Source organism: Streptomyces sp. NBC_00582, from assembly GCF_036345155.1.
GTDB lineage: Bacteria > Actinomycetota > Actinomycetes > Streptomycetales > Streptomycetaceae > Streptomyces.
This window is the reverse complement of sequence record NZ_CP107772.1, coordinates 8600395-8626194: the sequence shown is the minus strand read 5'-3', so window position 1 is coordinate 8626194 and position 25800 is coordinate 8600395. Positions and strand designations below refer to the sequence as shown.

Annotated in this window: 24 protein-coding genes and 1 pseudogene; 4 read left to right on the top strand and 21 right to left on the bottom strand. The window is 70.3% G+C overall.

The features are described 5' to 3' along the window. Position 1: 1 nt before the first annotated feature. From alaS to OG852_RS39030, 6 genes are all read right to left on the bottom strand, one after another. Positions 2 to 2674 carry an alanine--tRNA ligase gene (gene alaS, locus OG852_RS39055; RefSeq protein WP_133913330.1) on the bottom strand — a complete coding sequence of 891 codons (2673 nt, stop codon included), beginning with the start codon at positions 2672 to 2674 and terminating at the stop codon, positions 2 to 4. Next, positions 2674 to 3018, bottom strand: a complete 345-nt coding sequence (locus OG852_RS39050; RefSeq protein ID WP_133913331.1) for a hypothetical protein — start codon at positions 3016 to 3018, stop codon at positions 2674 to 2676. Before OG852_RS39050 ends, alaS begins: the two co-directional genes overlap by 1 nt. A 9-nt stretch (positions 3019 to 3027) precedes the next feature. Beyond that, on the bottom strand, positions 3028 to 3468 hold the full coding sequence (locus OG852_RS39045) for a DUF948 domain-containing protein (RefSeq protein ID WP_133913332.1): 441 nt from the start codon (positions 3466 to 3468) through the stop codon (positions 3028 to 3030). 154 nt (positions 3469 to 3622) lie between these two features. Further along, positions 3623 to 4237 (bottom strand): 30S ribosomal protein S4, encoded by a 615-nt coding sequence (gene rpsD / locus OG852_RS39040; protein WP_133913333.1) that lies wholly within the window; start codon positions 4235 to 4237, stop codon positions 3623 to 3625. Positions 4238 to 4539: 302 nt separating this feature from the next. Further along, positions 4540 to 5895 (bottom strand): replication-associated recombination protein A, encoded by a 1356-nt coding sequence (locus tag OG852_RS39035; protein WP_133913334.1) that lies wholly within the window; start codon positions 5893 to 5895, stop codon positions 4540 to 4542. Positions 5896 to 5936: 41 nt separating this feature from the next. Beyond that, positions 5937 to 6596: a vitamin K epoxide reductase family protein gene (locus OG852_RS39030; RefSeq protein ID WP_133913335.1), complete on the bottom strand. Its 660-nt coding sequence runs from the start codon at positions 6594 to 6596 to the stop codon at positions 5937 to 5939. 142 nt (positions 6597 to 6738) lie between these two features. Here OG852_RS39030 and OG852_RS39025 point away from each other — a divergent pair. Further along, positions 6739 to 7479: pseudogene (locus tag OG852_RS39025) on the top strand (ABC transporter ATP-binding protein); the annotation flags it as partial. A gap of 301 nt (positions 7480 to 7780) precedes the next feature. Here OG852_RS39025 and hisS read toward each other — a convergent pair. Together hisS and OG852_RS39015 are read right to left on the bottom strand one after the other, a co-directional pair. Beyond that, positions 7781 to 9043 (bottom strand): histidine--tRNA ligase, encoded by a 1263-nt coding sequence (gene hisS, locus OG852_RS39020; protein WP_330350340.1) that lies wholly within the window; start codon positions 9041 to 9043, stop codon positions 7781 to 7783. A 13-nt stretch (positions 9044 to 9056) separates the two neighbouring features. After that, a complete protein-coding gene (locus tag OG852_RS39015; protein WP_133913339.1) occupies positions 9057 to 9767 on the bottom strand; it encodes an MBL fold metallo-hydrolase in 711 nt (236 codons plus the stop codon). A 152-nt stretch (positions 9768 to 9919) separates the two neighbouring features. Here OG852_RS39015 and OG852_RS39010 point away from each other — a divergent pair, with 152 nt between their 5' ends. Together OG852_RS39010 and OG852_RS39005 are read left to right on the top strand one after the other, a co-directional pair. Continuing rightward, positions 9920 to 10741 (top strand): peptidylprolyl isomerase, encoded by an 822-nt coding sequence (locus tag OG852_RS39010; protein ID WP_133913340.1) that lies wholly within the window; start codon positions 9920 to 9922, stop codon positions 10739 to 10741. A 143-nt stretch (positions 10742 to 10884) separates the two neighbouring features. Beyond that, the gene (locus OG852_RS39005; protein ID WP_133913341.1) at positions 10885 to 12114 is read left to right on the top strand and encodes a DUF349 domain-containing protein; all 1230 of its coding nucleotides are present in this window, start codon (positions 10885 to 10887) and stop codon (positions 12112 to 12114) included. 64 nt (positions 12115 to 12178) lie between these two features. Here OG852_RS39005 and OG852_RS39000 read toward each other — a convergent pair whose 3' ends face one another. The 8 genes from OG852_RS39000 to ruvC all read right to left on the bottom strand — a co-directional run bounded on the left by OG852_RS39000 (position 12179) and on the right by ruvC (position 21330). Then, positions 12179 to 14671, bottom strand: a complete 2493-nt coding sequence (locus tag OG852_RS39000; RefSeq protein WP_330350339.1) for a RelA/SpoT family protein — start codon at positions 14669 to 14671, stop codon at positions 12179 to 12181. 172 nt (positions 14672 to 14843) lie between these two features. Then, entirely contained in the window at positions 14844 to 15386 is a 543-nt protein-coding gene (locus tag OG852_RS38995) for an adenine phosphoribosyltransferase (protein ID WP_330350338.1), read from the bottom strand. Beyond that, positions 15383 to 16483 carry a protein translocase subunit SecF gene (gene secF, locus OG852_RS38990; protein ID WP_133913634.1) on the bottom strand — a complete coding sequence of 367 codons (1101 nt, stop codon included), beginning with the start codon at positions 16481 to 16483 and terminating at the stop codon, positions 15383 to 15385. Before secF ends, OG852_RS38995 begins: the two co-directional genes overlap by 4 nt. A gap of 2 nt (positions 16484 to 16485) precedes the next feature. After that, a complete protein-coding gene (gene secD, locus OG852_RS38985) occupies positions 16486 to 18264 on the bottom strand; it encodes a protein translocase subunit SecD (RefSeq protein ID WP_208117185.1) in 1779 nt (592 codons plus the stop codon). 133 nt (positions 18265 to 18397) lie between these two features. Further along, positions 18398 to 18907 carry a preprotein translocase subunit YajC gene (yajC, locus tag OG852_RS38980; protein WP_133913345.1) on the bottom strand — a complete coding sequence of 170 codons (510 nt, stop codon included), beginning with the start codon at positions 18905 to 18907 and terminating at the stop codon, positions 18398 to 18400. Positions 18908 to 19085: 178 nt separating this feature from the next. Next, complete coding sequence (ruvB, locus tag OG852_RS38975) at positions 19086 to 20153, bottom strand: Holliday junction branch migration DNA helicase RuvB (protein ID WP_330350337.1); 1068 nt, start codon at positions 20151 to 20153, stop codon at positions 19086 to 19088. 35 nt (positions 20154 to 20188) lie between these two features. Continuing rightward, entirely contained in the window at positions 20189 to 20794 is a 606-nt protein-coding gene (gene ruvA, locus OG852_RS38970) for a Holliday junction branch migration protein RuvA (protein WP_133913347.1), read from the bottom strand. Further along, entirely contained in the window at positions 20791 to 21330 is a 540-nt protein-coding gene (ruvC, locus tag OG852_RS38965) for a crossover junction endodeoxyribonuclease RuvC (protein WP_330350336.1), read from the bottom strand. Before ruvC ends, ruvA begins: the two co-directional genes overlap by 4 nt. A gap of 308 nt (positions 21331 to 21638) precedes the next feature. Here ruvC and OG852_RS38960 point away from each other — a divergent pair, with 308 nt between their 5' ends. Beyond that, positions 21639 to 21944, top strand: coding sequence for a hypothetical protein (locus OG852_RS38960; RefSeq protein WP_133913349.1), 306 nt, complete (start codon positions 21639 to 21641; stop codon positions 21942 to 21944). 101 nt (positions 21945 to 22045) lie between these two features. Here OG852_RS38960 and OG852_RS38955 read toward each other — a convergent pair whose 3' ends face one another. The 5 genes from OG852_RS38955 to OG852_RS38935 all read right to left on the bottom strand — a co-directional run bounded on the left by OG852_RS38955 (position 22046) and on the right by OG852_RS38935 (position 25494). Then, positions 22046 to 22798 (bottom strand): YebC/PmpR family DNA-binding transcriptional regulator, encoded by a 753-nt coding sequence (locus OG852_RS38955; protein WP_133913350.1) that lies wholly within the window; start codon positions 22796 to 22798, stop codon positions 22046 to 22048. 77 nt (positions 22799 to 22875) lie between these two features. Further along, positions 22876 to 23481, bottom strand: coding sequence for a pyridoxal 5'-phosphate synthase glutaminase subunit PdxT (gene pdxT, locus OG852_RS38950; RefSeq protein WP_330350335.1), 606 nt, complete (start codon positions 23479 to 23481; stop codon positions 22876 to 22878). A 6-nt stretch (positions 23482 to 23487) separates the two neighbouring features. Then, the gene (gene pdxS / locus OG852_RS38945) at positions 23488 to 24393 is read right to left on the bottom strand and encodes a pyridoxal 5'-phosphate synthase lyase subunit PdxS (protein ID WP_133913352.1); all 906 of its coding nucleotides are present in this window, start codon (positions 24391 to 24393) and stop codon (positions 23488 to 23490) included. Between the two features lie 131 nt (positions 24394 to 24524). Next, positions 24525 to 24947 (bottom strand): DUF6210 family protein, encoded by a 423-nt coding sequence (locus OG852_RS38940; RefSeq protein ID WP_330350334.1) that lies wholly within the window; start codon positions 24945 to 24947, stop codon positions 24525 to 24527. A gap of 4 nt (positions 24948 to 24951) precedes the next feature. Continuing rightward, positions 24952 to 25494 carry a hypothetical protein gene (locus OG852_RS38935; protein ID WP_330350333.1) on the bottom strand — a complete coding sequence of 181 codons (543 nt, stop codon included), beginning with the start codon at positions 25492 to 25494 and terminating at the stop codon, positions 24952 to 24954. Between the last annotated feature and the right edge of the window lie 306 nt (positions 25495 to 25800).

Here is a 25800-nt window from a genome sequence, read left to right as displayed (position 1 = left end):
CTCACTTGGCCGTGTCGGCCACGAGCCGCTCGACCGCGTCGACGGCCTCGCCGATCGCGGCCGGGTTCTGGCCGCCGCCCTGGGCGACGTCCGGCTTGCCGCCACCGCCGCCGCCGAGGGTCTTGGCGGCGGCACGGACCAGGTCACCGGCCTTCAGACCGCGCTCGCGGGCGGCCTCGTTGGTGGCGATGACCGTGAACGGCTTGCCGTTGTTCACGGTGAACAGGGCGACCACGGCGGCCCGGCCGCCCTGGATGCGGCCCCGCACGTCCAGGACCAGCCTGCGCAGGTCGTCGGGGGTGGTGCCGTCCGGGACCTGCCCGGTGACCAGGGCGATCCCGTGGAGGTCCTTCGCGGACTCGGCGAGACCGGCGGCGGCCTGCAGGACCTTCTCGGCGCGGAACTTCTCGATCTCCTTCTCGGCGTCCTTCAGCTTGCCGAGCATGGCCGAGACCTTCTCCGGGAGCTCCTCCGGACGGCCCTTGATCAGCTCCTGGAGCTGGGCGACGACCGTGTGCTCACGGGCGAGGAAGTTGTAGGCGTCGACGCCGACGAGGGCCTCGATACGGCGCACACCCGAGCCGATCGACGACTCGCCGAGCAGCTTCACCAGGCCGAGCTGGGCGGTGTTGTGGACGTGCGTGCCGCCGCACAGCTCCTTGGAGAAGTCGCCGATGGTCACCACGCGGACCCGCTCGCCGTACTTCTCGCCGAACTCGGCGATGGCGCCCTGCTTCTTGGCCTCGTCGATGCCCATGACCTCGGCGCGCACGTCGAGCTCGCGGGAGAGCACCTCGTTGATCTTCTGCTCGACGTCGGTCATCACGGCCGTCGGGACGGCGGACGGGGAACCGAAGTCGAAGCGGAAGCGGCCGGGCTGGTTCTCGGAACCGGCCTGGGCGGCCGTCGGGCCGAGCGCGTCGCGCAGGGCCTGGTGGGTGAGGTGGGTGGCCGAGTGGGCGCGGGCGATGGCCGTGCGCCGACGGGAGTCGATCGTGGCGTGGACGAGGTCGCCCACGGTCACCTCACCGACCTGGACGACGCCCTTGTGGACGTAGACGCCCGGTACCGGCTTCTGGGTGTCGCGGATCTCGACGACGGCGCCGGAGGCCACCTTGAACCGGCCGGTGTCACCGATCTGACCGCCGCCCTCGGCGTAGAACGGGGTGCGGTCGAGGACGATCTCGACCTCGTCGCCCTCGCTGGCGGCCGGGGAGGAGACACCGTCGACGAGGATGCCGACGACCGTGGACTCGCCCTCGGTGTCGCCGTAGCCGATGAACTCGGTCTCGCCGGCCTTGTCGGCGATCTCCCGGTAGGCACCGGCGCCGGCGTGGCCGGTCTTCTTGGCCTGGGCGTCGGCCTTGGCGCGCTCCCGCTGCTCCTTCATCAGACGGCGGAAGCCGTCCTCGTCCACGGACAGCCCCTGCTCGGCGGCCATCTCCAGGGTGAGGTCGATCGGGAAGCCCCAGGTGTCGTGGAGCAGGAACGCCTTGTCACCGGCCAGGACCGTGGACCCGGCGGCCTTGGTCTCGCTGACGGCGCCGTCGAGGACGTTCGTACCGGCGTTGAGGGTCTTGAGGAAGCGGGCCTCCTCGGCGAGGGCGACGTTCTCGATGCGCTCGCGGTCGGTGACCAGCTCCGGGTACTGCTGGCCCATCATGCCGATGACGGTGTCGATGAGGTCCTTGACGACCGGGCCGGTGGCGCCGAGGAGGCGCATGTTGCGGATGGCGCGGCGCATGATGCGGCGCAGGACGTAACCACGGCCCTCGTTGCCGGGCGTGACGCCGTCGCCGATGAGCATCACCGAGGTGCGCATGTGGTCGGTGACCACGCGCAGGGAGACGTCCGAGTCGTGGGCGTCGCCGTAGGCCACGCCGGTGAGCTCGGTGGCCTTCTTGATGACGGCCATGGAGGTGTCGATCTCGTACATGTTCTGCACGCCCTGCAGAATCATGGCGAGACGCTCGAGGCCGAGGCCCGTGTCGATGTTCTTGCTCGGCAGCTCGCCGAGGATCTCGAAGTTGTCCTTGCCGATGCCCTCGCCGCGCTCGTACTGCATGAAGACGAGGTTCCAGATCTCCACGTACCGCTCGTCGTTGACGGCGGGGCCGCCCTCGACGCCGAACTCGGGGCCGCGGTCGTAGTTGATCTCGGAGCAGGGGCCGCAGGGGCCGGGGACGCCCATCGACCAGTAGTTGTCCTTCATGCCGAGGCGCTGGATGCGCTCCTTCGGCACACCGACGACCTCGTGCCAGATGCGCTCGGCCTCGTCGTCGTCCTGGTAGACGGTGATCCAGAGCTTCTCGGGCTCAAGGCCGTAACCACCCTCGTCCCGGGCGCCCGTGAGCAGCTCCCAGGCGTACTTGATGGCGCCTTCCTTGAAGTAGTCGCCGAAGGAGAAGTTGCCGCACATCTGGAAGAACGTGCCGTGGCGGGTGGTCTTGCCGACCTCTTCGATGTCGGGGGTGCGCACGCACTTCTGCACGCTGGTGGCGCGGGCGAAGGGCGGCTTGACCTCGCCCAGGAAGTAGGGCTTGAAGGGCACCATGCCGGCGGGGACGAGGAGCAGAGTCGGGTCGTCCGCGATGAGCGACGCCGAAGGGACGACGGTGTGCCCGCGCTCCTCGAAGAAGCTCAGCCAGCGGCGGCGAATCTCGGCCGACTCCATCAGTGGTCCTCATTCCGGTCGTACGAGTACGTCGTGGTCTGGACGTACCTCGGGTGGGTGCTGTTCTCGATGGCGGCGAACCGCCGGGGCGCGGGGAGTTCGGGGTCCTCGTCGATGCCGAGCGCGTCCTGGAGCTCCGCCTCCCGCTGGGCCATGTTGTCGCGGACGTCGAGCGCGAAGCCGACCGCGCGGTCCTTCAGGCGCGCCCCCGTCTCGAGGGCCTTGTTGGCCGCGGTCGCGGCGAGGCTCTCCGGGGTGAGCTGCCTCAGCTTGCGGTTGACCTTGGTGGTGGCCCAGACACCGGCGGCGACACCGGTGGTGAACCAGAAGGTTCGGCGGAACATGGCTGGCTCTCAGTCCCTCTTTCCACGGGCGCCGCGCTTCTCCCGCCGGGAGACGGTGCGGCCCACGATCACGGTACGCCGGGGTTCCTTGGCGGGCACGTCCTCCCGGCGGCCGCCGAGGGCCCGGCGTACGCCGTAGCCGAAGGCGGCGACCTTGACCAGGGGGCCGCCGAAGGTGGAGGCGACGGTCGTCGAGAGCGCGGAGGCGTTCGACGTGACTTCCTGGACGTCGGAGGCGATCGCGTCGACCCGGTCGATCTGGGTCTGCGCGGAGCGCACCGCCGCGGAGGCGTCGGCGAGCAGCGGGACGGCCTGGTCGGTCACGTCCGCGACCAGCTTGGTGGTGGCCTTGAGCGTCTGGGCCAGCCTCGCCAGCGCGACGGCGAGGAACGAGACCAGGATCGCCCAGAAGACGGCCACCAGGATCCCGGCCACCTCTCCACCGGACACCTGGCACCTCTTTTGCAGCGTTGGGATCTATCTCCGGGGCCGAGCCTATCGCGCCGGGGGCAGGGCTCCGTACCGCATTACGGGCATGCGAAAGCCCGCCGCCTCCGGGGAGACGGCGGGCCCGGGCGCTGGAGTCCCTACGACCGCTGGAAGATCAACGGGCGTAGTACTCGACGACGAGCTGCTCGTCGCAGATGACCGGGATCTCCTTGCGGTTCGGCTCGCGGTCCAGGCGGAACGCCAGGGCCTTGAGGTTCACCTGGAGGTAGCGCGGGGTCTCGCCGTCGGGGGCGAAGCCGCCCTCACGGGCGATGGAGAAGAGGGTCTTCTCGCGGCTGCGCTCGCGGACCATCACGACGTCGTCGGGACGGACGCGGAACGAGGGCTTGTCGGTCTTCTGGCCGTTGACCTCGATGTGGCCGTGCACGACCATCTGACGGGCCTGGTAGATCGTGCGGGCGATGCCCGAACGCAGCACCAGGGCGTCGAGACGGCGCTCGAGCTCGATGATCAGGGCCTCACCGGTCTTGCCCTGCACCTTGGAGGCACGCTCGTAGGCGCGGACGAGCTGGCGCTCGGAGATGTCGTACTGCGCGCGCAGACGCTGCTTCTCCAGCAGACGGACCTTGTAGTCCGAGTTCTGCTTGCGGCCACGGCCGTGCTCACCCGGCGGGTAGGGGCGGGCCTCGAAGTACTTGACGGCCTTCGGGGTCAGCGCGATGCCGAGGGCACGCGACTTCTTGACCTTGGGGCGGGACTGGTTCGCCACTTGTCTCTCATTTCCTGGTTTTCGGCTTGTCAGGCGTTATGGGAGGTCGCATCCGCAGCCGGGGAAACCCATGAGGTCCGCGAGGGACCCTCCGGGCAGCCGCTCCCCTGGTCTGGGCACATACGTGCAGCACGCGAGTGGCCCACCGACCTCTCCCGCCGTGCGGCGGGTGGTGGTGGGCTGCCCGCGACACCGATCGACGGTGCGCGACGCTCCTGGAGCCGGTCCGGGGACCGGGCTCCGGCTGACTGTCCCGTTCTGACAGCGCGGGACGCAGCACTCCGAGCGAGTTTACAGGGTGCTCAGGACCGCTTTCGACCGAGGTGCTTCCTGGTCCACTCCACGGCGTCGGCGTACCGGGCCTCCGCGCCGTGGCGGGTGGGGGTGTAGTACTCGCGGTCCTTGATCGCGTCCGGCGCGTACTGCTGGGCGGCGATGCCCTCCGCCAGGTCGTGCGGATAGACGTACCCCTGGGCGTGGCCGAGCTTGGCGGCGCCCTTGTAGTGCCCGTCGCGCAGATGCGGCGGCACGGATCCGGCCAGTCCCTTGCGTACGTCGTCCAGGGCTGCGCCGATCGCGGTGGTCGCGGAGTTGGACTTGGGGGCGAGGGCGAGGGCGATGGTGGCGTGGCTGAGGATGAGGGCGGCCTCGGGGAAGCCGATCAGGGCGACGGCCTGGGCTGCGGCGACGGCCGTGGGCAGGGCGTTCGGATCGGCGAGGCCGATGTCCTCGCTGGCGGAGATCATCAGCCGGCGGGCGATGAAGCGGGGGTCCTCGCCGGCCTCGATCATGCGGGCCAGGTAGTGCAGGGCGGCGTCGACGTCGGAGCCGCGGATGGACTTGATGAGGGCGCTGGCGACGTCGTAGTGCTGGTCGCCGTCGCGGTCGTACTTCACGGCCGCCCGGTCGACGGTCTGCTCCAGGGTCGCGAGGCCGATCTCGCTCTCGTCCTGGTCGAGGGCGGCCCCGGCGGCGGCCTCCAGGGCGGTCAGGGCGCGGCGGGCGTCACCGCCGGCGATGCGCAGGAGGTGGGCCTCGGTGTCCTCGGGGAGGGTGACGGCGCCCTTGAGGCCGCGCTCGTCGGTGAGGGCCCTGCGGAGCAGCCCGCGCAGGTCGTCGTCGGTGAGGGGTTCCAGGGTGAGCAGGAGGGAGCGGGACAGCAGCGGGGAGATCACCGAGAAGTACGGGTTCTCCGTGGTCGCCGCGATGAGGGTCACCCAGCGGTTCTCGACGGCGGGGAGGAGGGAGTCCTGCTGGGCCTTGCTGAAGCGGTGGATCTCGTCGAGGAAGAGGACGGTCTCCTTGCCGTATCCCCCGGTGGCGCGGCGGGCGCCGTCGATGACCGCGCGGACCTCCTTGACGCCGGCGGTGATCGCGGAGAGCTCCACGAACCGCTTGTTCGTCGCCTTGGACACGACGTACGCCAGGGTGGTCTTGCCGGTGCCGGGCGGACCCCAGAGGATCACCGAGGAGGGGCCGGCCGGGCCCTTGGCGCCCTCGCCGACCAGGCGGCGCAGGGGGGAGCCCGGCTTCAGCAGGTGCTGCTGGCCCACGACCTCGTCGAGGGTGCGGGGACGCATCCGGACCGCCAGGGGACTCCCGGCGGGATCCTTCTCCTGGCGTTCTTCGGCGGCGGCGGTGAACAGATCGGGCTCCACGCCGAAACCCTACCGGGGGTCCGGGGGTGTCCCAAGGGCTGTCAGCTCGTCCAGAACTCCCACCAGCGGGTCAGGACCAGCATGCCGATGATGCCGATGTGCAGCACGGGCACGACCCAGGTGAACTCGCCGAAGAAGCTCTTCAGCCAGCGCGGCGCGGGGAGGAAGTCGTTGCGGATGTTGAACGAGGTCACGTACCAGAACATCGTGATCGTCGCGACCCAGGCGAGCGAGCACCACAGGCACAGCGCGTTGATCCGGTACAGGGACTGGAACTGCAGCCAGGTGCAGAAGGCGACACCGAAGAGCGTGCCGAAGTTGAAGGTGAGCCAGTACCAGCGTGGGAAGCGGGCGCGGGCCAGCAGGCTCATGCCGACGCAGATGACGATGCCGTAGCAGACCAGGCCGAGCATCGGGTTCGGGAAGCCGAAGGCGGCGGCCTGCTTGGACTCCATCACGCTGCCGCAGGAGACCACCGGGTTCAGGCTGCAGCCGGGCGTGAAGGTGGTGCCCGCGACCTTGGCCTCGAGCAGCTTGAACTTGTCGATCGTGATGACCCACGCTGCGAGCAGACCGGCCGCGCCGGTGATCAGCAGCAGGATGGCGAACGCGCGGCTGCCGCCCACCGTCCGGGGCGCGGCCGTGGTGTCACGCTCGGGCTCGGACTCCGTGGAGACGTCTGTGACTGTCGTCTTGCTCATCACGCCGATCCGTGTTTGAGAGTTGGACCATCTTCGGGCAGGGGCCATTCTGCCGCACCGGGCCGGTGTCCACCGTTCGATGGACATAAGGAAGCCCGCACGGTCGTCCCAGAACGCGCGGTTCCGGCCGAGTCTGGGAGGCATGACAGCACACGCGAACGATCTCGCGGTGGACGTACGGGGGCTGCGCAAGCAGTACGGGGACGTGACCGCGGTGGACGGCATCGACCTGGGCATCCGCGCGGGCGAGGTGTTCGGCCTGCTCGGGCCGAACGGCGCGGGCAAGAGCACCACGGTGGAGATCCTCCAGGGGCACCGCGACCGGGACGGGGGCGAGGTCAGGGTGCTGGGCGCGGACCCGGCGACGGGCACACGCGCGTGGCGCTCACGTGTCGGAATCGTCTGGCAGGACGAATCCGCGCCCGCCGAGTTGACGGTCCGCGAGACCGTACGGCACTTCGCGCGCCACTACCCGAGGCCGCGCGACCCGGAGCAGGTGATCGCCCTGGTGGGTCTGGAGGCGAAGGCGGACAGCCGCACCAAGACCCTCTCCGGCGGCCAGCGGCGCAGGCTCGACGTCGCGCTCGGCGTGATCGGCGGCCCCGAGCTGCTGCTCCTCGACGAGCCGACGACCGGTTTCGACCCGGCGGCCCGCCGGCAGTTCTGGGAGCTGATCCGCTCCCTCGCCGACGAGGGCACCACCATCCTGCTGACGACCCACTATCTGGAGGAGGCGGAGGCGCTCGCCGACCGGCTGGCGGTCGTCGCCGGGGGCCGGGTCGTCGCCGAGGGCGAGCCGGCCGCCCTGCGGGAGCGGTACGGCAGCGGCGCGACGGTCGCCTGGACGGAGCCCGACGGGACCGTGCGCGGCACGCACACGGACGACCGGCCAGCGCGTGCGCGGGGACACGCGCCCTGGACGTGCCGGGAAAGGAGGCCGGCCACAGGATGTGACGGGCCTGCGTGCCCGGTCCCGGGCCGATCGCCGCCCGCCATCGCTCACTGGTCACGGACTTCACGGCAAGGTCCCCCTTCGGCTTTCACGGGTGCGGGCGCACAGAAACCTTGCGCGCCCGCGCCCCGGATCACCTCCGTGGAAACACGTACATCACCACGTACGTGGGCCAGGGGGTGTTTCGAAAGTCCTGTGCGGGTGGTGCCGTGAGGGACTTTCGAAACACGCCCTAGCCGAGCCGGGACTCCAGCTCCGCCACGATCTCGTTCACGCCGATCGCGGTCTGCTCGCCGGACTCCATGTCCTTGAGCTGGACCACGCCCTCGGCGAGGTCGCGTTCGCCGGCGACGATCGTGTAACGGGCGCCGCTGCGGTTGGCGTTCTTCATCGCGCCCTTGAGCCCCTTGGCGCCGTAGGAGAAGTCGGCCGCGACACCGAGCTTGCGCAGCTCGGTGACCTTGGCGAACAGCACCCGGCGGGCCTCCTCGCCGAGCGGGACGGCGTAGACGGAGGTGGGTGCCGGCAGGGCGAGCTCGACGCCCTCGGCCTCCAGGGCGAGGACCGTGCGGTCGACGCCGAGCGCCCAGCCGACGGACGGCAGCGCCGGGCCGCCGATCATCTCCGACAGACCGTCGTAGCGGCCGCCGCCGCCCACCGCGGACTGGGAGCCCAGACCGTCGTGCACGAACTCGAAGGTCGTACGGGTGTAGTAGTCCAGACCGCGGACCAGCTTCGGGTCGTTTTCGAAGGCGACGCCTGCGGCCGTGATCAGCTCACGGACCTCCTCGTGGTACGCCTTGCAGGCGTCGCAGAGGTAGTCGCGCAGGAGGGGTGCCTCACCGAGCTGCTTCTGCACCGACTCACGCTTGTCGTCGAGGACGCGCAGCGGGTTGATCTCGGCGCGGCGCAGGGTGTCCTCGTCGAGGTCCAGGCCGCGCAGGAAGTCCTGGAGGGCGGCCCGGTACACCGGTCGGCACTCCTTGTCGCCCAGGCTGTTGAGCAGGATGCGGAAGTTCCTCAGGCCCAGCGTGCGGTACGCCTGGTCGGCCAGGATGATCAGCTCGGCGTCCAGCGCCGGGTCCTCGGCGCCGATCGCCTCGGCGCCGACCTGCGAGAAGTGGCGGTAGCGGCCCTTCTGGGGGCGCTCGTAGCGGTAGTACGAGCCGGAGTACCAGAGCTTGACGGGGAGGTTGCCCAGCTTGTGCAGGTTGGCCTCGAGGGCCGCGCGCAGGACGGAGGCGGTGCCCTCGGGGCGCAGGGCCAGCCTGTCGCCTCCCTTGGTCTCGAAGGCGTACATCTCCTTGGTCACGATGTCGGTGGACTCACCGACCCCGCGTGCGAAGAGTTCGACGCTCTCGAAGCCGGGCGTCTCGATGTAGCCGTAGCCGGAGTTGCGCAGCGGCGCGGCGATCGCCTCGCGGACCGCGAGGTAGCGGGCGGAGTCGGGCGGCAGAAGGTCGTACGTGCCCTTGGGGGCCTGAAAGGTGCTCACGGAAGGTCTCTCGTCACATTCCTCGTCGGGGAGCGTCGGCTGCTCCCTGGCCGCCGGCGGCCACCTGCCGCAGATACGGGTTGGTGGCGCGCTCCTGGCCGATGGTCGTCTGGGGGCCGTGGCCGGACAGCACCACGGTCGAGTCGTCGAGCGGCAGGCACACGCGGGCCAGCGAGTCGAGCATCTCGGCCATGTCACCGCCGGGCAGGTCGGTGCGTCCGATGGAGCCGGCGAAGAGCAGATCCCCGGAGAAGAAGACCGAGGGGATCTCGGTCGTCTCGGGCATCCGGAAGGTCACCGACCCCTTGGTATGGCCCGGCGCGTGCGCGACGGAGAACTCCAGACCCGCCAGGTCCAGCCTGACGCCGTCGGTCAGCTCGCGGACGTCGTCCGGCTCCCCCACGGTCAGCTCGCCCATCAGCGGCATCCCGATGGACCGGCCGAGCGCCTTCTCGGGGTCGCTCATCATGAACCGGTCCTCGGGGTGGATCCAGGCCGGCACGTCGTGCGCGCCGCAGACCGGGACGACCGAGGCCACATGGTCGATGTGGCCGTGGGTGAGGACGACGGCGACGGGCTTGAGCCGATGCTTCTTCAGCGCTTCCTCGACTCCGGGGGCCGCCTGGTGGCCCGGGTCGATGATCACGCACTCCTCACCGGCGGCGGGGGCGACGAGATAACAGTTCGTCCCCCAGGCCCCGGCGGGGAACCCGGCAATGAGCACGATCGTCCTTGGTTGTGTCGATTACGGGAGGCTTCTGGGCGGCACAGCCGCTGTCAGAGCCTACCGGCGCTGCCGTTTCCTCAGCGAACCCATATACGGTACGGGGCACACGCAAGCGGTCGATGTCACGAGACGCACGAGGAGAGAACCCGGTGGTCACCCAGGAACAGCGCAAGCGTCAGCTCGCCCGGGAGAAGTTCTTGCGGCAGCAGCAGCGCCGCACGGCCGCGCGGCGCAAGGCGCGCATGCGCAACTCGGTGATCGCGTCGGTGCTCGGCGTGATCGTGATCGGCAGCCTCACGCTGTACACGACGGGCGTCCTGAAGGACGACAAGGACGACAAGTCGAACACGAGCGCGGAGGCGAGCCCCGAGGCCTCGCCGAGCGCGGTGAAGGACCCGTGCGAGAAGGCCGCCGCCGGCTCGGTGAAGAAGCTGTCGTGGAAGAAGGAGCCGGCCGTCACCATCGACAAGTCGGCCGACTACACGATGAAGCTGGCCACGACGTGCGGTGACATCGACATAGCGCTGAAGACGGCCGCCGCCCCGCACACGGTCAACTCGTTCGACTTCCTCGCGGGCAAGGGCTACTTCGACCACACGAAGTGCCACCGCCTGACCACCAACGGGATCTACGTCCTGCAGTGCGGCGACCCGACGGGCAGCGGCAGCGGCGGACCGGGCTACACCATCCCGGACGAGAACCTGAAGGACAAGAGCCTCAAGGACAACGTCTACCCGGCGGGCACGGTGGCGATGGCCAACACCGGGCAGGCGCACACCGGCGGCAGCCAGTTCTTCCTCGTCTACCAGGACAGTTCCCTCCCGCCGAGCTACACGCCGTTCGGTACGGTCTCGGCCGAGGGCATGAAGGTGCTGAAGAAGATCGCCGCCGCGGGCGAGAACACCGGCGCCGGTGACGGAGCCCCGAACGCGACGGTCGTGATCAACAAGGCGACGGTCACGAAGTCCTGACGTCCAGGGCGGCCAACTGCGGAATTCGGTCGCGCTGGATGCGGACAGGCGCCCCGCCGGTCGCCTATGTTGGCCGTGACGAAACTGTGGACGATGCCCAGGGGCGCCGTAGCCCCTCGGAGGCATCATGTGGAGGAGGCGCTGTGAGCAGCGACCCGTGGGGCCGCGTCGACGAGACGGGCACCGTGTACGTGCGTACGGCCGACGGAGAGCAGGTCGTCGGTTCCTGGCAGGCCGGCTCCCCCGAGGAGGCATTGGCCTACTTCGAGCGCAAGTACGAGGGCCTGGTTGTCGAGATCGGCCTCCTCGAGAAGCGCGTGCAGACGACCGATCTGTCGGCGAAGGACGCCCAGGTCGCCATCGACCACATTCGCGAGCAGGTCGACGCGCATCACGCGGTCGGTGACCTGGACGCGCTGCGCGCCCGGCTGGACAAGCTGGTGCAGTCGGTCGAGTCGCGCCGCGAGGAGCGCAAGCAGCAGCGGGCCAAGCAGTCCGACGAGGCGCGCCACGCCAAGGAGGAGCTGGTCGCCGAGGCGGAGCAGCTCGCGCAGTCCGACCAGTGGCGGGCGGCCGGTGAGCGGCTGCGGGCCCTGGTGGACACCTGGAAGGGTCTGCCGCGTCTGGACCGCAAGTCCGACGACGAGCTGTGGCACCGGTTCTCGCACGCGCGCTCGGCGTTCTCCAAGCGCCGCAAGGCCCACTTCGCGCAGCTCGACGCGCAGCGCGAGGAGGCCCGCCGGATCAAGGAGCGGCTGGTCTCGGAGGCCGAGGCGCTGTCGGCGTCGACGGACTGGGGTCCGACGGCCGCCCGCTACCGGGAGCTGATGGCCGACTGGAAGGCCGCGGGCCGCGCCCAGCGCGAGCACGAGGACGACCTGTGGAACCGCTTCCGCGGCGCCCAGGACGTGTTCTTCGCGGCGCGCAGCTCGGTCTTCGCCGAGCGGGACGCCGAGCAGTCGGAGAACCTGAAGCTCAAGGAGGAGCTGGCCGAGGAGGCCGAGAAGATCCTCCCGGTCACGGACCTGAAGACGGCGCGTGCCGCGTTCCGCTCGATCAACGAGCGCTGGGAGTCCATCGGCCATGTGCCGCGGGACGCCCGGCCGAAGGTCGAGGGCCGGATGCACGCCGTGGAGCGGGCGATCCAGGAGGCCGAGGAGGCCGAGTGGCGCCGCACCAACCCGGAGGCCCGCGCGCGTGCCGAGGGTCTGACCGGCCAGCTCCAGGCCGCGGTGGACAAGCTGCGGGCGCAGATCGACCAGGCCCGTGCCCAGGGCAACACCTCCCGCGCCGACAAGCTGGAGCGTGAGCTGGAGGGCCGCCAGGCCCTGCTGGACCAGGCGCTGAAGGGTCTGCAGGAGTTCGGCGGCTGACACGTCTGTGAGAGAGGCCCCCGTACGTGGTGTGCGGGGGCCTCTCGCGTGTCCGCGGCGGGTGTCAGGGCCGACGGGCCGACGTCACCCGGTAGACGTCGTACACGCCCTCCACGCCCCGTACGGCCTTCAGGACGTGGCCCAGGTGCTTGGGGTCGCCCATCTCGAACGTGAAGCGGGAGGTCGCGACCCGGTCGCGGGAGGTCTGGACGGCCGCGGAGAGGATGTTGACGTGCTGGTCGGACAGGACGCGGGTGACGTCCGACAGCAGCCGGGAGCGGTCCAGCGCCTCGACCTGGATGGCGACCAGGAAGACCGAGGACTGGGTGGGCGCCCACTCGACGTCCAGGATGCGCTCCGGCTCCCGGGACAGTGACTCCACGTTGACGCAGTCACTGCGGTGAACCGATACGCCACTACCGCGGGTGACGAAACCGATGATCGGGTCGCCGGGGACCGGCGTACAGCAGCGGGCGAGCTTGACCCAGACGTCGTCGACGCCCTTGACCACGACCCCGGGGTCCTGGTTGCTGCGCCGCTTGCGGCCTCGGGTGCGGGACGGCGGGACCGCCTCGTCGATCTCCTCGCTGGCCGCCTCCTCGCCGCCGAGGGCCTGCACCAGCTTCTGTACGACGTTCTGCGCGGCCACATGGCCCTCGCCGATCGCCGCGTACAGCGAGGAGATGTCCGGGTAGCGCATCTCGTGCGCCAGGGTGACCAGGGAGTCGCCGGTCAGGATGCGCTGGATCGGCAGGTTCTGCTTGCGCATGGCCCGCGCGATGGCGTCCTTGCCGTGCTCGATCGCCTCGTCGCGGCGCTCCTTGGAGAACCAGGCCCGGATCTTGTTGCGGGCCCGGGGCGACTTGACGAAGCCCAGCCAGTCGCGGGAGGGGCCGGCGCCGGTGGCCTTGGAGGTGAAGACCTCCACCAGGTCGCCGTTGTCCAGCGTCGATTCGAGCGGTACGAGCCTGCCGTTGACCCGCGCTCCTATGGTGCGGTGGCCGACCTCGGTGTGGACCGCGTAGGCGAAGTCCACCGGAGTGGCACCCGCGGGGAGCGCGATGACATCACCCTTCGGGGTGAAGACGAAGACCTCGTTGCGGGACAGGTCGAAGCGCAGGGACTCCAGGAACTCGCTGGGGTCCTCGGTCTCCTTCTGCCAGTCCAGGAGCTGGCGCAGCCACGCCATGTCGTTGAGGTGGTCGTCCTTGCCCTTGCCGGCCTTCGGTACGTCGGTACGCACCTTGGAGGCGCCGGCGACGGCCTCCTGCTTGTACTTCCAGTGCGCGGCGATGCCGTACTCGGCGCGGCGGTGCATGTCGAACGTACGGATCTGGAGTTCGACGGGCTTGCCGTTGGGTCCGATGACCGTCGTGTGCAGCGACTGGTACATGTTGAACTTGGGCATCGCGATGTAGTCCTTGAACCGCCCCGGAACCGGGTTCCAGCGGGCGTGGACGGTGCCCAGCGCCGCGTAGCAGTCGCGGACGGTGTCCACCAGGACGCGGATGCCCACCAGGTCGTAGATCTCCGCGAAGTCCCGGCCGCGGACGATCATCTTCTGGTAGACGCTGTAGTAGTGCTTGGGGCGGCCGGTGACGGTCGCCTTGATGCGGGCGGCGCGCAGGTCGGACTGGACCTCGTCGGTCACTATCGCCAGATACTCGTCACGCTTGGGAGCCCTTTCGGCCACCAGCCGTACGATCTCGTCGTACATCTTGGGGTAGAGGATCGCGAACGCGAGGTCCTCCAGCTCCCACTTGATGGTGTTCATGCCGAGGCGGTGGGCGAGCGGCGCGTAGATCTCGAGGGTCTCGCGCGCCTTCTTCTCCTGCTTCTCGCGCTTGAGGTAGCGCATGGTGCGCATGTTGTGCAGCCGGTCGGCGAGCTTGATGACCAGGACGCGCGGGTCCTTGGCCATGGCGACGACCATCTTGCGCACGGTCTCGGCCTGCGCGGCCTCGCCGAACTTGACCTTGTCCAGCTTGGTGACGCCGTCGACGAGCAGGGCGACCACCTCGCCGAAGTCGCGGCGCAGGTCGTCGAGGCCGTACTCGGTGTCCTCGACGGTGTCGTGCAGCAGGCCCGCCATCAGCGTGGCCGGGTCCATGCCGAGCTCGGCGAGGATCGTGGTCACCGCGAGGGGGTGGGTGATGTAGGGGTCGCCGCTCTTGCGCTTCTGGCCCCGGTGCCAGCGCTCGGCGACCTGGTAGGCCTTCTCGATCTGGCGCAGCGTCGCCGTCTCGACCTTGGGGTCGTTGCCGCGCACTATCCGCAGCAGCGGCTCCAGGACCGGGTTGTAGGGGTTGGCGCGCTGGACGCCGAGGCGGGCGAGCCGGGCGCGGACGCGGTTGGAGGAGGCGGAGCGGGCGGGGGGCTGCGCGGCCGCGGGGCGCTCGGGCGGGGCGGGCTTCGGGCGCGGCTGCTCGGCCGGCCTCTCGACGGGCGCGGAACGGTCGTGCTCGACCGGCCCGCGGGCGTCGTGCGCCGGCTTGGCCGCGGGTGCCGAGGCGGACTCGGGCTTGGCGGCGGTCAGGTGCTGGGCCTCGTCTGGCAAGAGGGCTCCTCGTGCGCGATCCGGGTCCCCCGGTCAGGCTCCGGAGCACCCATCGTAGCGATCCTGGGCTCCGACATCGCCTTCAGGCCGATGTGAGGACCGTCTACCCGTGCAACGCAAGGGGCGGGCGCCGGATTCCTCCGGGCCCGCCCCTTGCGGCGTACGACGGTTCTCAGACGGTCAGCAGGGCGTCCAGCCGGGCCGCCTCACCGAGCGCGGACTCCAGCCGGGGGCGGCCGTCGAGGAAGCTCAGCTCCATCAGGACGGCGACGCCCGCGACCTCGGCGCCCGCGCGGTGGATGAGCTGGATCGCCGCCTCGGCGGTGCCGCCGGTGGCGAGCACGTCGTCGACGATCAGGATCCGGTCCCCGGCAGTGAGGTCCTCGGCGTGCACCTCGATCTCCGCCGAGCCGTACTCCAGGTCGTAGGCCTGGCTGAGGGTGGCTCCGGGGAGCTTGCCCGCCTTGCGTACGGGGATGAAGCCGAGGCCGGCGCGGACGGCGACCGGGGCGCCCAGGATGAAGCCCCGGGCCTCCAGGCCGACGATCTTGGTGGCGCCGGTGCGCTCGGCGATCTCCGCGAAGGCGTCGGTGAGCGCGGTGAACGCCGCCGGGTCCGCCAGGAGCGGCGTGATGTCCTTGAACATCACGCCCGGCTCCGGGTAGTCGGCCACATCACGGATGCGGCTGAGCAGCAGTTCCTCGATGCCGGTCATCGGCGCTTCCCCGAGGGGCGGCGACGGCTGCGCGGCCCGGACTGGTCGCGCGGTCCGACGACCGCCGGGGTGGCGTCCTCGGAGTCGCCCCCGAAGTCGCCCCGGGTCTCGGCCAGTTCCTCGTCGGCGGCGGTCTGGGCGCGCTTGGCCAGGACGCGCTTCCTCAGGGCCTTCATCTGCGGCTCGCGCTCCTTGAGGTCGGCGACGAGCGGCGTGGCGATGAAGATCGAGGAGTAGGCGCCGGCGGCGAGACCGACGAACAGCGACAGCGAGATGTCGTTGAGGGTGCCCGCGCCGAGGACACCGCCGCCGATGAACAGCAGGCCCGCGACCGGCAGCAGCGCGACGACCGTGGTGTTGATGGAGCGGACCAGGGTGCCGTTGATCGAGCGGTTGGCGACCTCGCTGTAGGTGAAGCGGGTCTGCTTGGTGAGGTCCTTCGTCTGTTCCTTGAGGGAGTCGAAGACGACGACCGTGTCGTACAGCGAGTAACCGAGGATCGTCAGCAGACCGATCACCGTACCGGGCGTGACCTCGAAACCGACGAGGGCGTAGATGCCGACGGTGATGGTGATGTCGTGGATCAGGGCGACGAGCGCCGCGATGGCCATGCGCCATTCGAAGGCGATCGCCAGGTAGATCACGACGAGGACCATGAAGATCGCCAGACCCTGCCAGGCCTTGTTGGCGATCTGGTCACCCCAGCTCGGGCCGACGAGGTCGGCGGCGATCTTCTCCGAGTCGACCTTGAAGTCCGCGGCGAGCTTGTTCTTGATCTCGTCGGACTGCTGGGTGTCCATGCCGGCGATCTGGATGCGCAGCGTGTCGTTGCCGAGCTTCTGCACGACGGCCTGGTGGCCGGAGGCCTCTTCGGCGAAGGTCTCCGCCTGGGCGACGGAGACGCTGGTCTTCGGGGTGGTGAAGACCGCGCCGCCCTGGAAGTCGATGCCCATGTTCAGGCCGCGGACCGCGAGGCCCAGGATGGCCGTGATGGTGATCAGGACCGAGATGCCGTACCAGAGCTTGCGGTGGCCGATGAAGTCGTAGCTGACCTCGCCACGGTGGAGTCGGGCGCCGAGGTTGCCGAGTTTCGACACGCTCACGCCTCCTTCGTCTCGACGGAGCCGGCGGCGGGACCGGCGGGACGGCGGGTGCGGCGAATCGGCGGCTGCGCGCCCAGGCTCTTGGGGTCGAGCCCGGACCACTTGTGGCCGTTCGCGAAGAACTTGCGGCGGGCGAGCAGGGTCATCAGCGGCTTGGTGAAGAAGAAGACCACGACGACGTCGAGGACGGTGGTCAGACCGAGGGTGAACGCGAAGCCCTGGACCTTGCCGACGGTGACGATGAACAGCACCGCGGCGGCGAGGAAGGACACGAAGTCGGAGACCAGGATGGTGCGCCGGGCGCGCGGCCAGGCCCGCTCGACGGCGGGGCGCAGGCTGCGGCCCTCGCGGATCTCGTCCCGGATGCGTTCGAAGTACACGATGAACGAGTCCGCGGTGATACCGATCGCGACGATGGCACCGCAGACGGCCGGCAGGTTCAGCGCGAAGCCGATGGCCGGGCCGAGCAGCGACATGATCACGTAGGTCAGGGCGGCGGACATCAGCAGCGAGGCGATCGCGATGAGCGACAGACCGCGGTAGTAGGCCACCAGGTAGATCACGACCAGGGCGAGGCCGATGGCGCCGGCCAGCAGACCGGCGTGCAGCTGCTCACCGCCGAGCGCGGCGGTCACGGTGGTGACGCTCTGCTCCTTGAAGGAGAGCGGGAGCGCACCGTACGACAGCATGTTGGCGAGGCCCTGGGCCTCGTCCTGGGTGAAGCTGCCGGAGATCTGCGCGTTGCCGCCGGTGATGGCGGACTGCACGTAGGGGCTGGAGACGACGTTGCCGTCGAGGACGATGGCGAACTCGTTCTGCGGCTGGGTGTTCTGCGCGAGCTGGCCGGTGACGGTCGCGAACTTCTTCGTCCCCTTGGAGTTGAAGTCCATGGTGACCTGCCAGCCGGCGGCGGTCTGGGTGTCGTAGACGGCCTGGGCCTTGTCGACGTCGGTGCCGTCGACGGCGGCGGGGCCGAGCAGGTACTTGTACCAGACCTTGTCGATCTCACCGCAGGCCACGGTGGTGTCCTCGGGCTTGACGCCCTCGCCGGCCTTGGCGCGGACGGACCGCTTGGAGCAGTCCAGCGCCGCGTACTTCGCCTGGATCGCGGCGTCGGAGGTGCTGCCGGAGGCGGTGGCCGAGGGAGTGGTGGAGGCCTTGGCGCTGTCGGTCGCGCTCGCCGACGGCGTGGAGTCCGCCTTCAGCCCGTCGGTGACGGCCCGGCCCTGGGAGGTGGCGGTGGCCGAAGGGGACGAGGAGGACGAGGAGGATGCCTTCTCCCCGGACCCGGTGGCGCTCGACGAGGGGCTCGGCGAGGCGGAGGAGGACCCGCTGGCCGAGGCGCTCGGCGAGGTGGTGGCCGCGGCGGAGCCGGTGGCCTCCTGGGCCAGGACCGGACGGAAGTACAGCTTGGCGGTGGTGCCGACCTGGTCCCGGGCTTCCTTGGAGTTGGTGCCCTTGGGGATGTTCACGATGATGTTGCGGTCACCCTGGGTCTGCACCTCCGTCTCGGAAACGCCCAGCCCGTTGACGCGGCGGTTCATGATCTCGACCGCGGTGTCCATGTTGGCCTTGTTGATCGCGGACCCCTGGTCGGCCTTCGCCTCCAGCGTGATGCTGGTGCCGCCGGCGAGGTCGATGCCCAGTCGGGGGGTGGTGTCCCCGGAGACGAACATGCCTCCGGTGAGCCCCACGAGGGCGATCAGGATCAGGGCCAGCGAGCGCCCCGGCTTGCTCTGGGCGCTCGCGCTCCGGCCCTTTTTAGGTGCTGCCACCTTCTTGTACTCCCTCTCGGGCCGCCTCGCGCCGGGTCAGCACGCCGGCGGCCATGACATGTGGTCGGGATCCCCTGCGAGATGCGTACGCCCCGGGCCGCACGGGCATGGGCCCATGGGTCCCGGGGGCGCACTACTTCTTCGCGTCGGATTCGCCGTCGGTCTTGTGCGGCTCCTCGTCGGCCTCGGCCTCGGCGGTCTTCTCCTCCGCCGCTTCGGGCGTGTCCTTCTTGCCGAGGTCGACGGACTTGTCGTCGGAGGCGGCGGCAGCTTCGTCGGCGGGCTCGTCGGCGTCGGCGGAGTCGGTGAGGGAGGAGGCGTCGTCCGGGACGACGTCGGAGTCGGACTTCAGGTCGTGCTCGATGCCGTGGACGATGCGGTTGTACTCGTCGTCGGTCAGGACGGCGCCGATCGCGTTCTTCGCGAAGAGCAGTTCCACGCCCGGGCCCGCGTCGAGGAGGACCGTGTCGTCGTTGACCTCCTTGACCGTCGCGTACATGCCCCCGATGGTGCGGATACCGCTACCGGGCTGCAGCTGGTTCCGCATGTCGGCGGCCTGCTGCTGCTTCTTCTTGGCCGACCGGGTCATCAGGAACATGGCCCCGATGAGCACGATGAACGGGAGGAGGGTCACAGGACTCACGGGTCGGAACTTCCTTCAAGCGACCGCGATGGTTGAGCGGCCTGATGGATGGGGGTTGTGTGCTGCCGACATAGGCGGCATCGGCGGAGTCTAAGCGAGTCCGCGCGCAGGGAACAACGTTCAGCATGGCACCTGGGTTCCTTGTCCCGCGAATGCCGCCGACCGTTGTCTTTCCGTGTCATGCCTCGAAGAGGTCCTGCTGGCCGCCGCCGTGGGTGCGCGGCGGAGTGAGACCCAGGTGGGTCCATGCGGCGGGGGTGGCGACGCGCCCGCGCGGGGTGCGCGCCAGCAGTCCCTCCCTGACCAGGAAGGGCTCGGCGACCTCCTCCACGGTCTCACGCTCCTCCCCCACCGCGACGGCGAGCGTGGACAGGCCGACCGGGCCGCCGCCGAACAGCTTCAGCAGCGCCTGCAGGACCGCCCGGTCCAGCCGGTCGAGGCCGCGCGCGTCGACCTCGTACACCTTCAGCGCGGCCGCGGCGATCTCACGGGTGACGATGCCGTCGGCCTTGACCTGCGCGTAGTCGCGGACGCGGCGCAGCAGCCGGTTGGCGATCCGGGGCGTGCCGCGGGAGCGGCCGGCGATCTCGGCGGCGCCGTCGGGGTCGATCTCGACGTCGAGGAGATGGGCCGAGCGGTGGACGACGCGCTGGAGCTCGGCGGGCTCGTAGAACTCCATGTGCGCGGTGAAGCCGAAGCGGTCGCGCAGCGGGGGCGGCAGCAGGCCGGCCCGGGTAGTGGCGCCGACCAGGGTGAAGGGGGGCAGCTCCAGGGGGATGGCGGTGGCGCCGGGGCCCTTGCCGACGATGACGTCGACGCGGAAGTCCTCCATCGCCATGTAGAGCATCTCCTCGGCGGGGCGGGACATGCGGTGGATCTCGTCGAGGAAGAGGACCTCGCCCTCCTGGAGGGAGGAGAGGATCGCGGCGAGGTCGCCGGCGTGCTGGATCGCGGGGCCGGAGGTGATGCGGATGGGGGCGCCCATCTCGGCCGCGATGATCATCGAGAGGGTGGTCTTGCCGAGGCCGGGGGCGCCGGAGAGCAGGACGTGGTCGGCGGTGGCCCCGCGCGCGCGGGCGGCGCGCAGGACGAGGTCGAGCTGTTCGCGGACCTTCTCCTGTCCGATGAACTCGCCCAGGTCCTTGGGGCGCAGGGCGGCCTCGACGGCCTGGTCCTCGCGGTCGGCGACAGGGCCCACCAGCCGCTCGGCCGCGGCGTCGGTGTCGGTCGTGTCGTCCCAGTTCATTGATGTGCCTCAGCGGTGGTCTCAGGGGGGCGGGGTCAGCGGGCTCGGTTCAGGGTCTGCAGGGCGGCCTTGAGGAGCTGCCCGACCTGTGGGGTGCCCTCGGCCGCCTCCGCCTGGGGGGTCACGGCGGCCACGGCCTCGTCGGCCTCGCGGGTGGCGTAGCCGAGGCCGATGAGGGCGGCGTGGAGCTGGTCGCGCCAGCCGTGGGTGACGGGGGCACCGATCGCGGGGGCGCCGACCGGCTCGCCGAGCCGGTCCTTCAGCTCCAGCAGGAGCTTCTGGGCGCCCTTCTTGCCGATGCCGGGGACGGCGATCAGCGCTTTCTCGTCCCCGGTGGACACCGCGCGGCGCAGCGCGTCCGGGGTGTGCACGGCGAGCATCGCCTGGGCCAGCCGGGGGCCGACGCCGCTGGCGGTCTGGAGCAGCTCGAAGACCTGGCGCTCGTCGTCGTCGACGAAGCCGTACAGGGTGAGGGAGTCCTCGCGGACGACGAGGGAGGTGGCCAGTCTGGCCTCCTGGCCCTTGCGCAGTCCGGAGAGGGTGTTCGGCGTGCACTGGACGGCGATGCCGATGCCTCCGACCTCGACCACCGCGGAGTCGGGGGCGAGGGCGGCGACCGGTCCGCTGACGAAGGCGATCATGCCGTACGGCCTTTCGTTGCGTTGGCTGTGTGCAGGGCGACGGCCTGCTGGAGGCGGTTCTGGGCGGGGGCGCGCCAGATGTGGCAGATGGCGAGGGCGAGGGCGTCCGCGGCGTCGGCCGGTTTCGGGGGCGCGTCGAGCCGGAGCAGCCGGGTGACCATGGCGCCGACCTGGGCCTTGTCGGCGCGGCCGCTGCCCGTGACGGCGGCCTTGACCTCGCTGGGGGTGTGCAGGGCGACGGGGATGCCGCGGCGGGCGGCGCACAGCATGGCGACGGCGCTGGCCTGGGCGGTGCCCATCACGGTGCGTACGTTGTGCTGGCTGAAGACCCGTTCCACGGCGACGACCTCGGGGCGGTACTCGTCGAGCCACCGCTCGATGCCCTGCTCGACGGCGACCAGGCGCAGGCCGATTTCGGCGTCGGCGGGTGTGCGGACGACTCCCACGCCGAGCAGGGTGAGCGGCCGGCCGGCGACGCCTTCGACCACGCCGACGCCGCACCGCGTCAGTCCGGGGTCCACACCGAGTACGCGCACGTCACTCCTTCTCCGGCTGGCACCTGTTCGTTCCCGTCGCGTCAGGCTATCCGGCCGCACTGACAACGCTCCGCGGTCGGGCGGCCGGGGCGGGACTGAAGATCATTCAAAGAGAAGGCAAAGGATCATCACAGCGGGTCGCCGATGTCCGACAAGTCGTCAGAATGCCGTCCCCGCACGGGCCTTACTCCGTTGCTTCGCACAGGTGATCACTTATAGCTTCCAGACGCGAACACTGACCATGTTCGCGTTCCGGTGAGCAAAGGTCTCGCCGGAGTCACATCATCACGACAGAAACGGGGATCCCCATGCGTTCCATGGTGAAGCTCGCCGCGACGACCGCCTCCGTCCTGCTGGCCGGGATCGCGATCGCGACGCCGGCCCAGGCCGCCGCCGACTCCAAGCACACCGGCCGCAGCGGCTGCTTCAACTGGTCCTGGGCCGACGGCATCTCGACCACCACGGTCTACTTCCACAACATCTGCGACCACAAGGCCACCATCAACATCTGGTGGAAGGACGGCGCGGTGGAGTACATGAAGGCCGCCACCGTGGCCGCCGACGGCAAGGGCAACCTGAAGCACACCGGTGACGTGAAGAGCATCGACGGCTGATCACGGCCCCACGCCCCTGACGAGGGCGCGCGCAGACGACGAACGGCCCGCCGAAGGGGATTTCGGCGGGCCGTTTCGTGTGCCTCGGGCGAGCGGGTCGGTCAGGCGTCGACCTTCTCCATGACCTCGTCGCTGACGTCGAAGTTGGCGAAGACGTTCTGCACGTCGTCGCTGTCCTCGAGGGCGTCGATGAGCTTGAAGATCTTCTTGGCGCCCTCCTCGTCCAGCTCGACCTGGACGGACGGCACGAAGCTGGACTCGGCGGAGTCGTAGTCGATGCCGGCCTCCTGGAGGGCGGTGCGGACCTCGACCAGGTCGGTGGCCTCGCTGACGACCTCGAAGGTCTCGCCGAGGTCGTTGACCTCCTCGGCGCCCGCGTCCAGGACGGCACCGAGGACGTCGTCCTCGCTCAGCTCGCCCTTGGGGACGATGATGACGCCCTTGCGGCTGAACATGTACGACACGGAGCCCGGGTCGGCCATGTTGCCGCCGTTGCGGGTCATCGCGACGCGGACGTCGGAGGCGGCGCGGTTGCGGTTGTCGGTGAGGCACTCGATGAGCACCGCGACGCCGTTCGGGCCGTAGCCCTCGTACATGATCGTCTCGTAGTCGGCGCCACCGGCCTCGAGACCGCCACCGCGCTTGATCGCGGAGTCGATGTTCTTGTTCGGCACCGACTGCTTCTTGGCCTTCTGCACGGCGTCGTACAGCGTCGGGTTGCCCTCGAGGTCGACTCCGCCCATGCGCGCGGCGACCTCGATGTTCTTGATCAGCTTCGCGAAGAGTTTGCCGCGCTTGGCGTCGATCACGGCCTTCTTGTGCTTCGTCGTAGCCCATTTAGAGTGGCCGGACATCTGCCTGTCTCCTTCGCGTAACCATCCCATAACGAACTCCCCCAGGCCCTGAGAGCCCGGGGGGACCCCCCGAGATCCTACAAGGACTCCGCCGTTCGGTTCGCGCGCACCATGTCGACGAACAGGGAGTGCACGCGGTGGTCGCCGGTCAGTTCCGGGTGGAACGACGTGGCGAGCGCGTTGCCCTGGCGTACGGCGACGATGTGGCCGCCGTGCTCGGCGAGCACCTCGACGTCCGCGCCGACGGACTCCACCCAGGGGGCGCGGATGAAGACGCCCTCCACAGGATCGCCCTCGACGCCCTTCACGTCCACCGCCGCTTCGAAGGACTCGTTCTGCCGCCCGAAGGCGTTGCGGCGCACGATCATGTCGATGCCGCCGAACGTCTCCTGGCCCGAACGCGGGTCGAGGATCTTGTCGGCGAGCATGATCAGGCCGGCGCAGGTGCCGTAGACGGGCATCCCTGCCCGTACGCGCGCGCGGAGCGGCTCCATCACGCCGAAGAGGACGGCCAGCTTGGAGATGGTGGTCGACTCGCCGCCGGGGAGGACGAGACCGTCCACCTCGGCGAGTTCCTCGGGGCGCCGGACCGGCCTGGCCACGGCGTCCGCCGCGGCCAGGGCGATCAGGTGCTCCCGTACGTCGCCCTGGAGGGCCAGGACGCCTATGACAGGAGTGCTCATGGGGAACTACCAGCCGCGGTTGGCGTAGCGCTCGGCCTCGGGGAGGGTGTCGCAGTTGATGCCGACCATGGCCTCGCCCAGGTTGCGGGACGCGTCCGCGATGATCTTGGGGTCGTCGTAGAAGGTGGTGGCCTTCACGATGGCGGCGGCGCGCTTGGCCGGGTCGCCGGACTTGAAGATGCCCGAGCCGACGAAGACGCCCTCGGCACCGAGCTGGCGCATCAGCGCGGCGTCGGCGGGGGTGGCCACGCCACCGGCGGAGAACAGCACGACAGGGAGCTTGCCGAGCTCGGCGACCTCCTTGACCAGCTCGTACGGGGCGCGCAGCTCCTTGGCGGCGGCGTACAGCTCGTGGTTGTCGTAGCCGCGGAGCCGGGCGATCTCGTTCTTGATCTGGCGCAGGTGGCGGACCGCCTCGACGACGTTGCCGGTGCCGGCCTCGCCCTTGGAGCGGATCATCGCGGCACCCTCGGCGATACGGCGCAGGGCCTCGCCCAGGTTGGTGGCGCCGCACACGAACGGGGTGGTGAAGGCCCACTTGTCGGAGTGGTTGACCTCGTCGGCCGGGGTGAGGACCTCGGACTCGTCGATGTAGTCCACGCCGAGGGACTGCAGGACCTGGGCCTCGACGAAGTGGCCGATGCGGGACTTGGCCATGACCGGGATCGAGACGGCCTCGATGATGCCCTCGATCATGTCGGGGTCGGACATACGGGCCACGCCGCCGTCCTTGCGGATGTCGGCCGGGACCCGCTCCAGGGCCATGACGGCGACGGCCCCCGCGTCCTCGGCGATCTTCGCCTGCTCCGGCGTGACGACGTCCATGATCACGCCGCCCTTGAGCTGCTCCGCCATGCCGCGCTTCACGCGCGCGGTGCCGGTCTCGGGAGCCTGGTTCTCGGTGATGGACACGGGTTGACCTCACTGGAGTGGAAGAGGGGATGGTGCAGGAACCGAGGAAACGGGAATGAACCAGTCCACAGCAAGGGCCAATGGGAAGGCCGTGGATCGTTTTCGGTTCCGGAGCCCTTCCGGGACCGGTCTCAGTCCGAGTTCTCCCAGGTCAGCACCCCCGGGCCGTCGGGCGTCAGCACCGGCACCCAGGCCTCGTCCGCCTCGGAGAGCCGGGACTCGTCGAGGACCAGCGGCGCGGGGAAGAGGTCGTCCCGGTTCGCGGAGCCGTGGACGAGCAGGGCGACCGCGGTCCGCAGCCGGTCGAGCAGGGGCGGGGGCCAGTCCATGCCTGCGGCTCCGGCGCCCTTGAGCTCGCCGACGAAGAGGTCCTTCAGGTCCCCGGCCGGGTCGTTTCCCGGCACGGGCAGCAGATAGCCCTCCTGCGCGTACGGGACGCAGCCGAAGCCGCCGCCCTGCACCTCGTACACCACGCCGGTCGGGGCCGCCACCACGACGAAGACCCAGCCGGTGTCCTCGAGGTCGAGGAAGACCCGTCGCGGGGCGTCGGACATGGCCTCAGGCCGCCCGGTCGGCGAGGGCGGCGGGGGCCTCGTCGTCCATCTCGAAGGCCATCGGGAACGGGGCGTGGCCGGCCAGGCGGAACCAGCGGACCTTGCGGTGCTCGCGCAGACGGCGGGCGGCGCCGACGGCGTCGTTGTGGAAACGGCGGGCCATCGGGACCCGGCGGACGGCCTCGGTCAGCTCATGGGTCGCCGCCTCTCCGCCGGGCGCCGCGCGCACCGCCTCCACCTGCTGGGCGTCCGCGAAGACGGCCCTCAGGGCCTGGCTCAGTTCGCTCTCGGCGACCTCCCGCTGCTCCTCCTCGGCCTGCCGGGCGCCGTGCGCGGCCTCGTACAGCACGATCGAGGCGGCCGGGTCGAGGACCCCGGAGGTGGCCAGTTCCTGGGCCACGGACGCCCGGCGCAGGAGCTGGGCGTCCAGCGCCGCGCGGGCGGCGTCGATACGGGCGTGCAGGCGGTCCAGACGGCCCGCCGTCCAGCTCAGGTACAGCCCGGTCGCGACGAGGACGACGAGGGCCCAGATGAGGGTTGCGGTCACGGTCGGCAAGGCTATCGGGACGCCCTGCGCCACGGATCGCGCGGTGGGTCACGGATATGGGACGCCGTGCCCCGAGGCGCTGGGCACGGGGCGCTCGGCGCGTGGGCACACGGCTGGTCGCGGACCGCACCCGTGCGTACGCCCCGGCAAGCACCCCGGGCCCACGGCCGGCCGGACCCCGGCCCCCACCGCACGCCTGCCGCCGACGCACCGCCCTGGGGCAAGGCGCGCACCGCCGAGCCACCGCGCACGGCAGCCACCGTCCCGCCGCCCCCGGGGGCCGGGCACGCACCCCCGCAACCCCGA

What these genes read in the sequence shown, in the direction of transcription:
- OG852_RS38940 (WP_330350334.1), bottom strand. Translation starts at nt 24,947, where the DNA reads ATGTCCGACGCCCCGCGACGGGTCTTCCTCGACCTCGAGGACACCGGC.
- OG852_RS38960 (WP_133913349.1), top strand. Translation starts at nt 21,639, where the DNA reads ATGCGTTCCATGGTGAAGCTCGCCGCGACGACCGCCTCCGTCCTGCTG.
- OG852_RS39030 (WP_133913335.1), bottom strand. Translation starts at nt 6,596, where the DNA reads ATGAGCAAGACGACAGTCACAGACGTCTCCACGGAGTCCGAGCCCGAG.
- ruvB (WP_330350337.1), bottom strand. Translation starts at nt 20,153, where the DNA reads ATGAACTGGGACGACACGACCGACACCGACGCCGCGGCCGAGCGGCTG.
- pdxT (WP_330350335.1), bottom strand. Translation starts at nt 23,481, where the DNA reads ATGAGCACTCCTGTCATAGGCGTCCTGGCCCTCCAGGGCGACGTACGG.
- OG852_RS39050 (WP_133913331.1), bottom strand. Translation starts at nt 3,018, where the DNA reads ATGTTCCGCCGAACCTTCTGGTTCACCACCGGTGTCGCCGCCGGTGTC.
- OG852_RS38955 (WP_133913350.1), bottom strand. Translation starts at nt 22,798, where the DNA reads ATGTCCGGCCACTCTAAATGGGCTACGACGAAGCACAAGAAGGCCGTG.
- alaS (WP_133913330.1), bottom strand. Translation starts at nt 2,674, where the DNA reads ATGGAGTCGGCCGAGATTCGCCGCCGCTGGCTGAGCTTCTTCGAGGAG.
- OG852_RS38995 (WP_330350338.1), bottom strand. Translation starts at nt 15,386, where the DNA reads ATGACCGGCATCGAGGAACTGCTGCTCAGCCGCATCCGTGATGTGGCC.
- ruvA (WP_133913347.1), bottom strand. Translation starts at nt 20,794, where the DNA reads ATGATCGCCTTCGTCAGCGGACCGGTCGCCGCCCTCGCCCCCGACTCC.